Source organism: Rhodococcus sp. IEGM 1306 (assembly GCF_036541985.1).
GTDB classification, from domain to species: domain Bacteria; phylum Actinomycetota; class Actinomycetes; order Mycobacteriales; family Mycobacteriaceae; genus Rhodococcus_F; species Rhodococcus_F qingshengii.
Genome location: NZ_JAZHFF010000006.1, coordinates 219,854 through 233,993, shown reverse-complemented (window position 1 = coordinate 233,993; position 14,140 = coordinate 219,854). Strand labels below are relative to the sequence as shown.

Annotated in this window: 17 protein-coding genes; 6 read left to right on the top strand and 11 right to left on the bottom strand. The window is 63.0% G+C overall.

From position 1 onward, the window contains the following. Positions 1–9: 9 nt before the first annotated feature. The 3 genes from V3587_RS19095 (at position 10) to V3587_RS19085 (ending at position 3,435) form a co-directional block, all read left to right on the top strand. Positions 10–1,155 (top strand): 8-amino-7-oxononanoate synthase, encoded by a 1,146-nt coding sequence (locus V3587_RS19095; RefSeq protein ID WP_283377190.1) that lies wholly within the window; start codon positions 10–12, stop codon positions 1,153–1,155. Then, positions 1,152–1,835, top strand: coding sequence for a dethiobiotin synthase (bioD, locus tag V3587_RS19090; protein ID WP_283377189.1), 684 nt, complete (start codon positions 1,152–1,154; stop codon positions 1,833–1,835). The genes V3587_RS19095 and bioD overlap by 4 nt, the downstream gene beginning before the upstream one ends. Before the next feature lie 187 nt (positions 1,836–2,022). Further along, positions 2,023–3,435: a GGDEF domain-containing protein gene (locus V3587_RS19085; RefSeq protein WP_283377188.1), complete on the top strand. Its 1,413-nt coding sequence runs from the start codon at positions 2,023–2,025 to the stop codon at positions 3,433–3,435. 61 nt (positions 3,436–3,496) lie between these two features. Here V3587_RS19085 and V3587_RS19080 read toward each other — a convergent pair whose 3' ends face one another. The 7 genes from V3587_RS19080 to V3587_RS19050 all read right to left on the bottom strand — a co-directional run bounded on the left by V3587_RS19080 (position 3,497) and on the right by V3587_RS19050 (position 10,425). Next, positions 3,497–4,879 carry a tripartite tricarboxylate transporter permease gene (locus tag V3587_RS19080; RefSeq protein WP_047270124.1) on the bottom strand — a complete coding sequence of 461 codons (1,383 nt, stop codon included), beginning with the start codon at positions 4,877–4,879 and terminating at the stop codon, positions 3,497–3,499. Continuing rightward, positions 4,876–5,367, bottom strand: a complete 492-nt coding sequence (locus V3587_RS19075; protein ID WP_003941716.1) for a hypothetical protein — start codon at positions 5,365–5,367, stop codon at positions 4,876–4,878. The genes V3587_RS19080 and V3587_RS19075 overlap by 4 nt, the downstream gene beginning before the upstream one ends. Before the next feature lie 76 nt (positions 5,368–5,443). Beyond that, complete coding sequence (locus V3587_RS19070) at positions 5,444–6,412, bottom strand: hydroxymethylglutaryl-CoA lyase (RefSeq protein WP_080712772.1); 969 nt, start codon at positions 6,410–6,412, stop codon at positions 5,444–5,446. 5 nt (positions 6,413–6,417) lie between these two features. Continuing rightward, on the bottom strand, positions 6,418–7,701 hold the full coding sequence (locus V3587_RS19065) for a hydroxymethylglutaryl-CoA reductase, degradative (protein WP_047270125.1): 1,284 nt from the start codon (positions 7,699–7,701) through the stop codon (positions 6,418–6,420). 112 nt (positions 7,702–7,813) lie between these two features. Further along, positions 7,814–9,787 carry a helix-turn-helix domain-containing protein gene (locus V3587_RS19060; RefSeq protein ID WP_283377187.1) on the bottom strand — a complete coding sequence of 658 codons (1,974 nt, stop codon included), beginning with the start codon at positions 9,785–9,787 and terminating at the stop codon, positions 7,814–7,816. Between the two features lie 10 nt (positions 9,788–9,797). After that, entirely contained in the window at positions 9,798–10,313 is a 516-nt protein-coding gene (locus V3587_RS19055) for a tail fiber domain-containing protein (RefSeq protein WP_030537101.1), read from the bottom strand. Further along, positions 10,297–10,425, bottom strand: a complete 129-nt coding sequence (locus V3587_RS19050) for a hypothetical protein (protein WP_003941742.1) — start codon at positions 10,423–10,425, stop codon at positions 10,297–10,299. Before V3587_RS19050 ends, V3587_RS19055 begins: the two co-directional genes overlap by 17 nt. A 288-nt stretch (positions 10,426–10,713) precedes the next feature. Here V3587_RS19050 and V3587_RS19045 point away from each other — a divergent pair, with 288 nt between their 5' ends. Then, complete coding sequence (locus V3587_RS19045; protein WP_003941708.1) at positions 10,714–10,878, top strand: hypothetical protein; 165 nt, start codon at positions 10,714–10,716, stop codon at positions 10,876–10,878. 5 nt (positions 10,879–10,883) lie between these two features. Here V3587_RS19045 and V3587_RS19040 read toward each other — a convergent pair whose 3' ends face one another. The 3 genes from V3587_RS19040 to V3587_RS19030 all read right to left on the bottom strand — a co-directional run bounded on the left by V3587_RS19040 (position 10,884) and on the right by V3587_RS19030 (position 12,375). Further along, positions 10,884–11,258, bottom strand: coding sequence for a VOC family protein (locus V3587_RS19040; RefSeq protein ID WP_007733101.1), 375 nt, complete (start codon positions 11,256–11,258; stop codon positions 10,884–10,886). A 29-nt stretch (positions 11,259–11,287) separates the two neighbouring features. Continuing rightward, positions 11,288–11,701, bottom strand: coding sequence for a VOC family protein (locus tag V3587_RS19035; RefSeq protein ID WP_030537099.1), 414 nt, complete (start codon positions 11,699–11,701; stop codon positions 11,288–11,290). Between the two features lie 101 nt (positions 11,702–11,802). Continuing rightward, the gene (locus V3587_RS19030) at positions 11,803–12,375 is read right to left on the bottom strand and encodes a helix-turn-helix domain-containing protein (protein ID WP_047270126.1); all 573 of its coding nucleotides are present in this window, start codon (positions 12,373–12,375) and stop codon (positions 11,803–11,805) included. A gap of 64 nt (positions 12,376–12,439) precedes the next feature. On the opposite strand from V3587_RS19030, the gene V3587_RS19025 reads away from it, so the two are divergent. Both V3587_RS19025 and V3587_RS19020 read left to right on the top strand, forming a co-directional pair. Then, a complete protein-coding gene (locus V3587_RS19025) occupies positions 12,440–13,153 on the top strand; it encodes an AzlC family ABC transporter permease (RefSeq protein WP_283377186.1) in 714 nt (237 codons plus the stop codon). Then, complete coding sequence (locus V3587_RS19020; RefSeq protein WP_283377185.1) at positions 13,150–13,470, top strand: AzlD domain-containing protein; 321 nt, start codon at positions 13,150–13,152, stop codon at positions 13,468–13,470. Before V3587_RS19025 ends, V3587_RS19020 begins: the two co-directional genes overlap by 4 nt. Here V3587_RS19020 and V3587_RS19015 read toward each other — a convergent pair. Beyond that, entirely contained in the window at positions 13,456–14,112 is a 657-nt protein-coding gene (locus V3587_RS19015) for a TetR/AcrR family transcriptional regulator C-terminal domain-containing protein (protein ID WP_007733086.1), read from the bottom strand. The two genes, V3587_RS19020 and V3587_RS19015, sit on opposite strands and share 15 nt — an antisense overlap. Positions 14,113–14,140 lie beyond the last annotated feature (28 nt).

The window sequence follows — 14,140 nt, the reverse complement described above, 5'->3', positions numbered from 1 at the left end:
TGTTCAAGTATGGTCGGAAAAGTGAACACCTCGCTGAATTGGCTGACGGCCGTCGAAGCGGACCGCAGGGCCGCTGGACTGCGTCGCGAACTCCGTCCTCGCACGGTCGACTCCCCGTTGATCGACCTGGCGTCGAACGATTACCTCGGACTCGTGCGGCACCCCGATGTGATCGAGGGTGCCGCGGCGGCTCTGCGCCGTTGGGGCGCGGGCGCCACGGGCTCGCGTCTGGTCACCGGCACCACCACCGAACACGAACTGCTCGAAGTCGAACTGGCCGAGTTCGTCGGGGCGGACTCCGGACTTGTCTTCTCCTCCGGTTACACAGCCAATCTCGGCGCGGTGACGGCGCTCTCGGGTCCAGGGTCGTTGATCGTCTCCGATGCGGGATCGCATGCCTCGCTGGTGGATGCCTGCCGCCTGTCACGTGCTCGGGTCGCCGTTGCTCCGCATTCGGACGTGGGCTTTCTCGCCGACACGATGCGCAGCAGAGTGGAAGAGCGAGCGCTGGTCGTCACCGATTCGGTCTTCAGTGCCGACGGAGACCTCGCGCCACTGCGGCAGATGCATCAGGTGTGCCGCGAGTACGGGGCGATCCTGTTGGTCGACGAGGCGCATGGCATCGGTGTGCGCGGTGCCGGTGGACGTGGACTCGTCCACGAGTCGGGCCTGGCCGGTGAACCCGACGTCGTCGTGACGGCAACACTGTCCAAGTCGCTCGCCAGCCAGGGCGGAGTTGTGCTCGGTGACAACAAGATCCGCGCGCATCTCATCGACGCGGCAAGAACGTTCATCTTCGACACCGGTCTCGCACCGGCCGCCGTAGGCGCGGCCAGGGCTGCACTCGCCGTACTCCAGCGTGAGCCGACGCGAGCGCTCGACGTCCTGGCCCGGGCATCCGAGTTGGCGGACGTCACCGGTGCTCCGTCGCCTGAATCTGCTGTCGTCTCAGTCGTTCTCGGTGATCCGCAGCGGGCGTTCGATGCCGCGTCGGCGTGCCGGGATCAGGGGTTGCATGTCGGTTGCTTCCGCCCGCCGTCGGTTCCGGAAGGAACGTCACGGCTGCGTCTGACCGCACGAGCGACGCTGTCCGCATCCGAGATGGAGCAGATCGCTCTCGTACTGCGCGAAGTATTGGCCGGAGCCCGAGCATGAGCATTTTCCTGGTGACCGGAACGTCGACCGACGTCGGAAAAACAGTGGTGACAGCCGCATTGGCATCGGTGGCCTTGCAGTCGGGCAAGTCGGTTGCAGTGCTCAAACCGGCCCAGACCGGCGTCGACGTGGACGGTGCGGGTGATCTGGCCGAGATCGAGCGTCTGACCGGCGGCGGCGTGACGCTGGTCGAGTTGGCGCGGTATCCCGAACCTTTGGCGCCGGATACTGCTGCCCGTCGAAGTGGTCTGCCGTTGTTGGCGCTCGACGAAGTAGTCCGAGTTGCTCGCGACCTGGACACCACCCACGACTTGACCCTGATCGAAGGCGCCGGCGGCTTGCTGGTCCGCTTGGGCGTCGACGGGTTCACCGCTCGCGATCTTGCCGCGGCTCTGGCAGTGCCAGTGGTGCTGGTGGTTGCGTCCGGCCTGGGCACGCTCAACCACACCGCACTGACCGTGGAAGCCCTACGTGCATCCGGCGTGGACTGCGCCGGGTTGGTGATCGGTTCGTGGCCGCAGGAACCGGACCTCGCCGAGAGATGCAATCGCGAGGATCTGGTTTCAGTCAGCGGTGTTCCCCTTCTCGGGGTAATGCCTGCCGGAAGTGGAGGCGCGAGTGTCCGAGAGTTTGCTCGCACCGCTCCGATCACGCTCGGTGAACTTCATTTGACCAACTGACGACGTAACATCCGATTTGTCCGCATCGATAGCCAAGGCACAGTGGGGCGCCTTGGGTTTCGACGTCCCTCGCGTACGATTCCGGTCGGTATATTTCGACGGGTGTCTTGCGGCGACCCTGCATCCGGGGCGCCTTGGTCACCGACAGTGGTTGTCGAATTGTGAGTAGGTCAGTCGAATGTAGGTGGTGAGCACGGTCGAAAAGTCGTTGTCGTCATCGGCCGTACGTCGCGCACTGCTTATCGGCGTAGTCGTCTTCGTCTCGTGCCTGGTCGGAATTCTGAGCCGTCTGCCGGGCACGCTTGCAGTCTTCTGGCCGGCGAACGCGCTGCTACTCGGGATCCTCTTTCGGTCGCCGCGTTCCGCCACACTGCTCACCTGGATCTGCGTCGTAGTCGGTTATGTCGGAGCCGACCTGATCACCGGTGGGGCATGGGAGTCCACGGTGTGGCTCAACGCGGCCAACATCGTCGGGGTTGCGAGCGGCTTCTACGCCTTTCGCTGGGTCGACAGTGAGGACCGTCGACTGACCAGTATTCAGTCCGTCGGCTATCTCGTGTCGATGACTGTCGCCGCCGCGTCGATGGCGGCGCTCGTGGGCGGAATCGCGAACCGCGTGCTGTTCGGCGGGCAGTGGTGGGACGGCTGGTTGCTCTGGTTCTCGAGTGAGTTCGTCAACTACATGACCATCGTCCCCTTGGTGCTGACATTCCCTTCGCTTCGACGAGTGGATCGAGAACCGAAAGCTGTTGCCACGCTTGTGCGTCGATCAGTCGTTCCGACGGCGCTGCTGGCCGTCTGCATCATCTTGGAGTGGGTGATAGGCGGTGCCGGAGCGATCGCGTTTGCCATGCCGGCGCTGGTGACTGCAGCCTTGCTCACCAATGTATTTGTCACGTCGGTGCTCACCGCTGTGTCAACTGCCTGGACGTTGGTACTGACGGCCGACGGCCATCTCGGATTGTCCAGCGAGGGCGTCTCGCCGGTCAGCGCGTCGGTCCAGATCGGATTGTCGCTGCTGGCGGTAGCGCCGATCGCGGTGGCCTGCGTGATCCTCGAGCGTCGCCGCGCGCTCGAGGCACTCACCCAGGCCGTCACCCACGACGATCTCACCGGTGCGTTGCGCCGGGACGAATTCCTGCGGCGAGGCGGCAGCGTGACGGGTGCGACCGATCCGCGTCGCCACTCTGGACGTCCGGTCAGCGTCCTGATGATGGATCTGGATCACTTCAAGATGGTGAACGACAACCTCGGTCATCGTGCCGGCGATACGGCGTTGGTGAGTTTTGCCGATCAGGTGCGGCGGCACCTCGATGACAAGCATCTCTTCGCCCGATTGGGCGGCGAGGAGTTCGTCGTACTGATGGCCGGCGTCGATCTCGAGGGTGCGACCGAAACAGCCGAGATGATTCGACGCGCGCAAGCGGAGAATTCGTCGGCAGTATTGGGTGAATTCGGGCCGACGGTCAGCATCGGCGTCGCGTGTTCACCCCACGGCGACGCAGACCTGACGCAATTGGTCGATTGCGCTGACGAGGCGTTGTATCGAGCGAAGAAGTTGGACCGCAATCGAACCGTGGCGCTCACGGTCGGTAGGTGAAGAAATACGTGCGGACCCGCAGTTTGTTGCGGGTCCGCACGTGGTGGTGGAGTCGACCGATTCAGAACAGATTGATCAGGGCAGGAACACTGAACAGCGCTACGTAGTAACCCATGAACAGAACTCCGCCGTGAATCTTGAACAGGCGCCCGAGAAGGCCACCGACCAGGCCGACCGTCACGGTGATCAGAAGCCCGAGGACGCCGCCCTCCCAGATGCTGATGACGACGACGAGTCCCGTGAACACCGCGATCACAGCTTCGTGACTGATGTGCTTGACCACCGCTGACGCAGCGCGGTACGCGTAGTTCATGGCAAACGGGTATGCGATGACCGTTGCCGTGACCACTGCGAGCAGTCCGTAGAGCAGGAACTCCCACTGCGTCAGGTACGTGGAGAGATTGTTGATCACTCCGGTTTCCTGATTGGTCTCGAACACCGGTGGAGCGTTGAACAGAGGGGCTGCGGGGCCTGCCGCGAGCGGGCTGAGCGGAAGGCCGAAAGCGACGAGTGGGATGAGGGTTTCCGCGATGTAGGTGGATTCCGTCGTACCGTTCTTCGCCGAGACCATTGTGGTCAGTCGGTGATAGCCGTTCTTGATCCGCGCACCTACCAGCTCACCCATCAGAACAGTCATGGCGACCGGGCTGAAGACGAAGGTTGCGCTCGACACCGTGGAAGCGGCGGCGGTGTAACCGATCTGCTTGCGATCGAGGACCTTCAGAGGATTGGGGAAGTATCCCTTCCATCCTTTGATGTCCGGGGCCAATGCAACGGTTTTGGGTTCACTGCGTTCCATGTCCTTACGGCTCGACGGGCCCAAGGTCAATGCGAGGTCCGCGATCAGCGGCCCGACTGCGATCGCAAGGAAGTAGCTGATGTTCAGCGACACATCGTAATTCGACGTCAACGCGCGGGCGCCGAGGATCAAGATGACGAAGGGAACGAGGGCGACAACCCCGGCCCAGCGGCCTGGTGAGGCGTAGGCGATGCCGATGGCGGCGACCAGGAACAGCCACGGTGCTATCGACTGAACGGTGTCCGCGAACGGCGCGAGGATGGTCGCGAACAAAACGGCAACCGGCACAGCGACGAACGCCGAGATCACTGCTCCCGAGATCGCCTTGCGGAGTGCGATGTGCGGAATGCCGAGTGAGCGCATCATCTGCGCTTCCGGCAAGAGTGGAATCGCCATCGTGTCGCCGGGAATGCCCAGCAGCATCGTCGGCACCGCGTGCGTCATGTGTTTGGCGATCGCACCGGAGAGGAAGAACGTGAAGACCGCCGCCGGGGGAGCGCCGAGCAGAATCACGAGCAGAGTCAGCGGTGCGATCGTGGCGGTCTCGTCCGTGCCGGAGATCAATCCGATGAACGTGAACGCGACCGCACCGATGATGCCGAAGAGAACGGCAATCAGAATTTCGTTGGTCAGAACCGAACTCATGCGCGCCCACCGTCCTTCGGTGTGTTCGAGACCCGTGCGTGCTCGGCCTCGGCAGCGGCGAAGTGGTCGTACAGACCCAGCTCGCGAAGTTCCTGTCGGCTCTGCTCCGGAATGTCGGCGAGAGTGCCCAGACCCTGGCGCTGTTCACTCATCGTCGTGATGACACCGTCGATCGACTCCGCGTCGGCGGCGGCCAAGGCGACTATCCGCTTCGGCTTGATGAAGATTCCGCAGACCACGCCGGCGAGCAGGCAGGCCGCGATGCCGACCAGAAGGCTGTACGCCTGGGCCAAGGACGGTTCGCTGACGACCCGTTCGAACAGTGCCTGGGCCGCGAGAAGGGCCGAGGCGCCGACGACACTGCCGACTGCAACGGAGATCGCGAGGTGTCGACCGTTTACGGTGTCACCCCAGACTTCGAGGTATGTCTGCTGCTCGGTCGGCTCGGTCGTGGTGGTCGGCGTCGTTGCCGGCTGCGGTGGTGACATCAGTCTTCTCCAGTGTCATGCATGGCGGGGTCGTACAGGGAGGGGCTTGCGAGATGAGGGGCTTGCGTTGCGGGTGTCAGGTGCGTGCTGCGCGGAGGGCGGTGACAACTCGGGACGGGCTCGAGTGGCCGATCTGTTCGGCCATCCAGCTGCTTGTATCGGTGAGCGAATCCAGGTCGATGCCGGTGTCGATCCCGAGGCCGTGGAGCATCCACACCAGATCCTCGGTGGCGAGATTTCCGGTCGCGCCCTTGGCATATGGGCACCGTCCGAGACCACCTGCGGAACTGTCGAATTCGGATACCCCAGCGGTCAACGACGCATAGACGTTCGACAGCGCCTGGCCGTAGGTGTCGTGAAAGTGCATGGCGATCTGCGATGTGGGGATGCCACGTTCTCGGAGGGCGCCGAGCAAAGCGAGCACATGGCCAGGTGTGCCGACGCCGATGGTGTCGCCGAGTGAGAGTGACGTGACACCGCTGTCGATCAGGGTTTTTGCGATGTCGGCGACACGCTCGACGGGCACGGAGCCTTCCCAGGGGTCACCGAAGCACATGGAGATGTAGCCGCGGACGGGAAGTCCCAGGGCTCGGGCGGCCGTAGTGACCTCGGCAGCCGCGGCGATCGCGCCGTCCACCGTGGAATTGAGGTTGCGTTTCGCGAATTCTTTTGTGGCGCTGACGAATACTGCAACCTCGCTTGCTCCGGCGGCGACGGCCCGCTCGAGACCCTTGCGGTTCGGGACAAGAACGACCGTACGTACCGAGTCCGGCAGGTGCAGCCGACCCATCAATTCTTCCGCGTCCGCAAGTTGCGGGATCCATCGAGGTGAGACGAAACTCGTCAATTCGACAGTGCGGGAGCCGGCCGCGACCAGGCGTTCGATGAACTGGGCTTTCGTCTCGGTCGGGATCACCGCTGTTTCCGCTTGAAGTCCGTCGCGTGGCCCGACTTCGTAGATCCGGACCGAGGTCGGCAGCCCCGGCGCCGGCACTCGATGAGGCGCCGGCTTCCACACCGGTGATCCTGCAACTGTTTCGGTCATTGTCGTCAGTTTCCGCCGCGGATCTCGGCGAGAACCTTCTCGGCATGCTCGACGCGAATGCTCTTGTCCGCGATCAGGCGTGCCACCACGGCGTCGATCTCGTTCTTCTGCGCTCCGGCGGTGGCAGCGATGTTGCGGGCGTGCAGCCCCATGTGTCCGCGCTGGACACCCTCACTGGCCAGAACGCGGACCGCAGCCAGGTTCTGCGCCAGGCCGACTGCCAGGATGATGCCGGCGAGTTCCTCGGCGCTCTCGACGCCGAGCATCTTGATTGCGGCCTGCGCTACGGGGTGCACTTTGGTGGCCCCGCCGACGAGGCCGACCGGCATGGGCAGTTCGAGGGTGCCGACGATGTTTCCGTCGGCATTCTTCTCGAAATGCGAGAGCGACGAGTAGATTCCGTCGGCGTTGACTGCATGGGAGTGGCACCCGGCTTCGACTGCGCGCGTGTCATTTCCGGTCGCCAGCACCACGGCGCTGATGCCGTTCATGATGCCCTTGTTGTGCGTCGCGGCGCGGTAGGGATCCAGCTCCGCCAAGCGTGCGGCATGGATCAGGTTGTCCACAACCTCTGCGCCGCCGATCAATTCGGCATCGAACACGGCGCGAACGCGTGTCAGCCGCAGATCGGCCTTGTTGGTGAGGATGCGCAGGACGACGTGTCCGCCGCCGATCTCGGCCACTCGATCCGCGATTGCCTCGGCCATCGTGTTGACGGCGTTGGCGCCCATGGCATCTCGTACGTCGACGTGAAGGTGAAGGACGACGTAGGTGGCCTTGTCCGAAGAAACGATGCGTACCGAAATGTCCTTCACGCCACCGCCGACACTGACCAGCTTCGGGTCCTGTTCGTTGGCGAGTGCAATGATTTCTTCACGTGCCTCGAGGAGTCGGATACGGGCGGCTGCCGGATCCACGACGTCGACGAGTTGTATCTGGGCCTGCATGATCGGCGGGGTACTCGAGACGTGAAAGCCGCCGAGTCCGCGTGCGATGCGAGCAGCGTTGCTTGCGGCTGCGACTACCGACGGCTCCTCGGTGGCGAGCGGGATCAGGTAGTCCGTGCCGTTGACTGTGAAGTTGGTGGCCACGCCGACCGGGATGCCGATGACGCCGAGGACGTTCTCGACCATGCGATCGGCCTGGTCGATGGTGAGGCCGTCGGCGGCGTCGTAGACCGCGATGTCTGCCTCGGTCAGGTCGGTCTGGCGGACGATCTCGGCGCGCCGTGCGGCGACGTCGTAGGACCGGAAATCGGCGATGCGGCTGTTGATGGACCGGTTGTTCATAGACACGTGGGGTCGTCCTCCTGAAGTGGTTCTGTGCTCCGCTTCACAGTAGGGAGGTTGATGCCTGCCAGGCCACGTGCTCACGACACATCGATCGGGCGAAATTGTAGTGTCATGCACCATCGGTGCTGTCGGTGATGCCGCTTCCGCCCTCTTCGGTTCCCACGTCCCGAAGTTCGTCGAGCCTCGTCGCCATGGACACCCGGAAGAAGTTCTCGTCTTCGCGCCACGAGTGACCGAGGAGCGTACGGATGCGGTCGAGACGCTGAACGACGGTGTTGGGGTGGTAGTTGAGTGCGCGGGCAGCCTTGGTCGGGCTCCCGTCGTTGCGTACCAGGGCACGAAGGGTCGCGGTGAGATCGGTGTCCTTGTCGCGGTCGTACGCGAGTACCGGGCCGATTACTTCGTCGATGAACTGATGAAGTGATTCCGGATTTTCGCCGAACAGAACGGTGTACGGCAGATATGACGCCGTCGTGACCGCGCCGTCGGTCTTGCCCAATGCCGTGAGTAGGCGGGCCGTGCGCAGCGCCGAGGTGAAGCGCGCCGGGAGCTCTTCGGGGCGTTCCGCCGTCGCCGGCGCAATGACTACTGCGTGCGGTCCTACCGAACCGGTGATCTGACGGTGAATGACCGTCGCCGCGGCTGCCGGGTTTTCCGAGCGCGAGACCACCGCGATCAATCCGGCATGCTGCGCCGCCAACCCCGCTACCGGCAGAGACTGCCCGATTGCGCGGAGCGCGGCGGTGCGGAGTTCCGGAGCGACCGACACCACGAGGACGGTGTCCAGTTCGCCGAGGGAGATGCCGAGGTTTCGGGTCCTACGTTCGAGATCGCGCCGGCGCTCGGGCGCAGTGCTCAGCAAGTCGGCGACCAGTTCGTCACGTGCACGCCGGTCCGCTGCTGCCGCCGCCGAGTGTTGCAACACGAGGATGGCAGTGACCTGAGCTGCCCGTTCCACGGTCCGGAGTTCGACGGGGCCGATCGGCGCGTCCGAACGATTCAGCAAGATGGCCCCGAGGAACGATTCTCCGGCGGTGACGGCGCTGACGAGTTGGATCACGGTCTCACTGTCATCGGCGACAAACGTGCATCGGCCGCTTCGGCGACTCTGGTCGATGGCCTCGGACACGGCGGGAGGAAGGGACATCGGCACCGTCGTGATCTGCTCGCCAGAGGATTTCACGAGAGGGCGTAGCTCACTGTCGACGACGACGGTGCTGCGCTCGAGAGAGCTGCTGAGAGTTCGTGCAACCTGGGCGTATCCGCCGCCGCGGAGAACGGCGTGGATCAGATCCTGGTGGACGACGTTCGATTTGTCCCGCGCGGACACGTGCTCGCGCAGCTCGTCGAGTGCTCTCCCGGTCTCGGCAGCGGATTCCTCGGCGCGGTCGAGTGCCCGCGCGGTTTGCAGGACCACCGAGGCGTGATCAGCCAGCGCCGAGAGCAGGGCGATCTGATCTGCGGTAAAACGCCGTTCCCGACGGTCGGCGGCAAACAGGACTCCGAGGATCTGGCCGTCGGAGAGCATCGGCACGCCGAGAATCGCCACCAGACCCTCGGCGACGATCGCGGCATCGACCACTTCGTCATGGCGCGACTGCGTGTAGTCGCTGTAGTTCTGAACCCATTGGGCTGCTCGAGATTCGGCAATCGCGCTGACCAGTCCCGCGCCGGCAGGAACTTGCAGATGCTGGAGTTCCGGCGAGACCGCGCCGGCCGTCTTTCGAACATTCAGGTCACGAGTGATCACGTCGAACTCGGACAGGTACGTGACGTCGGTGCCCATGATGTCGTGTGCGCGGTTGACCAGCCTCTGCAGCAGTGTGTCCACGTCGCGAACCTGCGCGAGCTCACGTGCACTCGAATAGAGAACCGCCAATTCGTTCTCGCGACGGCGAAGTCGCCGAAATTCCGACCGACTGGCCCGGATGCGGGCCGCGGTCTCCGCGACCTCCGTTGCGCCAACGTCGAATTCGGCAAGTATCTGTTCGACATGTTCGTCGCCGACTGCATCGGACGTCACGTCGAACAGCGCGGCAATCACGTTGGGCGCTGAGTCGGAGTCTGAATCAGGGGCGGTCACACCGAACAAACTACAGACCGGTGGATCCACCGAATTCGTCGAGCGGTGTGGATATGTGATTGTTGTTTGTTTCCAATGCATTCCGAGTCGTGCTCGTGTCTCCCGTTTCCCGTCTCAGTCTGTTCACGTCCTTCTCGAGCGCGCTGACTTCTGTCTCGAGGGCACTGATTTTGCGGTTCAACGCTTGGATGCTCGCCATGCAGACGCCGTTCGCGTCGACGGCGGAGATCCGGCGGGCGTTGGATCCCAAGCCGAAAATCGCCGCAAAGTCTTGCGCCATCGGACCCAGGTGACGGACCGACTTGTGGTCGAATCCGTAACTCCACGTACTTATTCGGAGTGCCGTCAACCGGTCGAGCACGTCCTGCGCGCTCGTCGGAACATCTACGCCGGTATGCACGCCACGTCGATGCGCGGCCCGTGCGAACACCCACTGCGCGGGGTGTCGCATCGCGGCGTTCACCCGAATACCGACCCGAGTGCCCAAAAATTCAGTGCGCTCGCCCTCGTCAGGCGGTGAGTTCACGTCGTGCGGTTTTGACGGTCTTGTCGCTCAGCAGAATTCCCGCTCCTGCGCCGAGCAGTCCGAGGCCGATTCCGACAGCGGCGCTGCCGAGGCCCAAAGCAATTCCCAACATGATTCCTCCAAAAATTGTGCGGTGAATTGAGGGGCCAGGTGTCCGACGAAAGTGCTGCCGACCTGCTCCGCGCTCATCTTTCACATTGCTCCGCCGTGCGGGCGATGACAACCCGTCTGGACCGAATTTCTCGTGGAAAACACAGGCGTGCAACACTGGGTGAAGAACTGCTGAGTCATCGGCGTCTTGTCGGCGCCGTACGGGCGGCAGTAATTGAGTAGCCATCGACCGATCTCTAACGCAGGTTTATCTGCGCGCGGTAACGATGACCAGGCAAAAGGGTGGCATGTGAACGAATCGAGCAGTGGCTTGTTTTCCGACCTCAGCGCGTCGGAGCCCGTTGTCGACGCAAAAAGCGCCGAGCAACTGGCTGCCGAGCGTGAAACTGCGGCAGCAGAACGCTCCAACACCGACACCGCTGAACAGCGGCAGTCGCAGCTGTTCAGCGGTTAAGCGCGTCAGGACTCCTTGATCACCGACAGAACATTGCCGGCGGGATCGGTGAACCACGCGATGTCGGGGCCGTTGCCACGCATGATGCCTCGCTCATCCTGGGGGAATCCGTCGTATTTGAGAAACTCCACGCCACGTGCGGTCAGTTGGTCGACGGTTGTGTCGATGTCGTCGACGACGAAGTTGAGAATCGTGTAGGTCGCCGCTTCGTGATTCGGCTTCGGATAAACGAGGATCTCGGTTCCGCCGGCAAGATGTAGGCGAATCAGTCCCATGTCTCCGTCGGTTACCTTCAACCCGAGTGTTTCGCCGTAGAACTTCTTTGCAGAGTCGATGTCTGTCACCGAAAATCCGCTGAATGCTTTCGTGTCTGTAAGCATGACTATCTCCGTTCCCAGCGGTTGCCGGACTAGGTGGTTTGGGAATCCGTCATTCCGGATTCCATCTCGGCCCTGGCTTCCTCGCTGAACTCGATGATCTGAACGTAGTTTCCGTCGGGGTCGATCGCAGTGGCGAACAAACTGCCCCCGCGGTCTTCGAGTGGAGCGTGCCATTTTCCGCCGAGCGCATCGATGCGCTGTGCGATCGACCGGGCGTCGTCGGTTTCGACGTTGAGGAACATGCGACCCGGCTGGGGGTTGGTCTCGCCGACGTCGTCGCGTCTGTCGAGCATCACGTAGAAACCGTTGAAGTCGAGCACGTCGTAGCCGGGTTCGCCGGGAGTCCGGTCGACCTTCGGGGCGAACGCCTCGGCGTACCAGTCGCGCAAGCGTTCGGGGTCGGTGCTCGAGAGCAAAATGCTGCTGATGCTGGATCCGGACATGGGTCCTCCTGCTGTCGGTCGTTACTGTCGTCGGCAATCGAGGCTCTGGCCACATCACCTCCCAGATACAGACTTCCCGCAGCGGCGAAACTCATCGCGGCTCAGGTGTGTTCCGACACCAAGATCGCTGTCGTCCCGGGCTCGAGCGCCCGAAAGATGTGCTCCTCGTCGCCGGGATAAGCAAGATAGTCGCCCGGTCCGAGTTCGATCGGATTTGCAGTGGGCCCGACCTGCGCCCGTCCGGTGCCGATCACGACGTGTTCGGTGGTGCCGCGTGCATGCGGAGTCGAAATACGCGGCTCGCCCGGTTCGGCGACTATCCGATACAGATCGCGTCGTGCGTTCGGTGGGCTCGGCGCCAAGAGTGTCGCGATGTACGACGCGTTTGCCGACGCAATCGCGGGACCTTCTCCGGCTCGAATCAACTGAACGGTCTGTGCCTGAGAGTCGACGAGTTGTGAGAACGGCACACCCAATGCGTTTCCGAGTGCCCACAGAGTTTCGAGGCTCGGATTTCCGAGTCCGGATTCGAGTTGGGAGAGTGTGGACTTGGCGATATCGGCGCGCCGGGCGACCTCCGAAAGGCTCAAGCCTGCTCGGGCACGTTCGCGTTTGAGTGCGACGGCGACCAGTTTCTGAGGAGTCTCCGCTGTATCCGTTTCATTACTGGGCATCGTTCGATTCTCCGATCGATCGTTCTACTTGACGAACGGTGTCACTTCGTTCAACATAGAATACATGCGTTCTTTATGGCGAACAGCTGATCGAGACACGGTTCGGGTGAGCGTGCTGATCTGTCTCTCCGTGGCCATCGTCGGTGTGTCCTACGGTGTGACGGCAGGATCGGCTGGATTCTCGTTGTGGCAGCTTTTGGCGTTGGCTGTACTCGTTCTGGGAGCGTCTTCGGAGTTCTTGTTCATCGGAATCATCGCAGCCGGAGGCAGTGCCACCGCTGCTGTTGTGGCGGGCTTGTTGATCAACTCCCGTAACTTCGCCTATGGGATGTCGGCAGGATCATTCCTCGGCAGGGATCGCTACAAAGATTCAGGCTGGCGCAGGGGCTCGGGCTGGCGCAAGTTGGTCGGCGCGCACCTGGTCAACGACGAAAGCGTCGCGGTCGCCATGGCGCAGGAATCGGTGGAGCGCAAGCGTGCGGCCTTCTGGCTCTGTGGGATCGGGATCGCGGTGTCGTGGCCGATCGGAGCTCTCCTGGGCGGGCTGCTCGGCAGCGTCGTCCGAGATCCGGCCGCGTTGGGATTGGATGCCGCGTTTCCGGTTGTCATTCTAGCCCTTGTCTTTCCTGCGCTGAAGGAGAAGGTGACGCTGCTTGCCGCCCTGATCGGTGCAGCAGTCGCGGTGGCCACGTCGCCGTTCCTGCCGTCGGGTACCGCGCCGCTCGTTGCGCTGCTGAGTATCGCGGTGACGATACCGTTCCGGGAGAAGGTTCGATGAATACCGCGTCGGTCTGGATCGGTATTGTCGTGTTCGATTGCGGTTCTTACGCTTTGCGGGCAAGTGGCGTTCTGCTCCGCGCTCGGGTGAAGCTCTCCGGCTTCGCCGAGAAAACCCTCGATCGTGCTGTCGTGGTGCTGCTGCTCGCAGTGGTTGTGACATCGACGGTCTTCACCGGGCATGACGTTGCGGGGCCGGCGCGGATGCTCGGCGTGGTGGCCGGAGGCATCTGCGCCTGGTTCAAGGCGCCGTTGGTGGTCGTGGTGATTGTCGCGGCCGGCACTACTGCAGTACTCCGACTGTCAGGAGTGTCGTAGAGCCGATTCGATGGGCGTTGAATCGGGGATCGAATTCAGGCGAGTGCGAATGCCGTCGATGAAGAGGTCCAGGCCGAACTGGAAGCGCACTGTCGGATCGCCGTCGAGGAGGTCCTCGTCGGAGCCGCCGCCGATCACCTCGGGGGAGTCGGGGGAAATGGGTGCTCGGGTAAGTGCCCCCATTTCTTCCATCTGCGCTCGGGACTGCTCGTCCACGGTATGGCCGAGTACGTAATACAGCAGGGCGTACGCCGCGAGTTGGGCGTGCTCGCGTGAGAGACCGGATTCTTGCCCGGCTTGTACGAAATGCTCGCGCACCTTGCTGTTCGTCATCCGCGAGGCGAAGGTGGCGCTGACCAACTCGGCGCCGTCGCGGTGCGCCAGTAGGGCAGACCGAAGTCTATGTGCCAGTTCGGAATACGCTTCTTGCCACGTGTCTGCGTCGACGGGGGCGTCGAGGTCTTCGAGGATCTTGTCGACGACCGCGCCCAGCAAGGTCTGTTTGTTCGGGAAATGCCAGTAGAGAGCGCCGGGTTGGACACCTAGTGAGGTCGCGAGCCTGCGCATCGTGAGGTCGGCAAGTCCGAACTCGTCGAGTATCGCCATGGCGCCGTCCAGCACGTCGCCGCGTCGCAACTGCACTTGTTGTTCCCCTCGTTTCGTCCCGCTG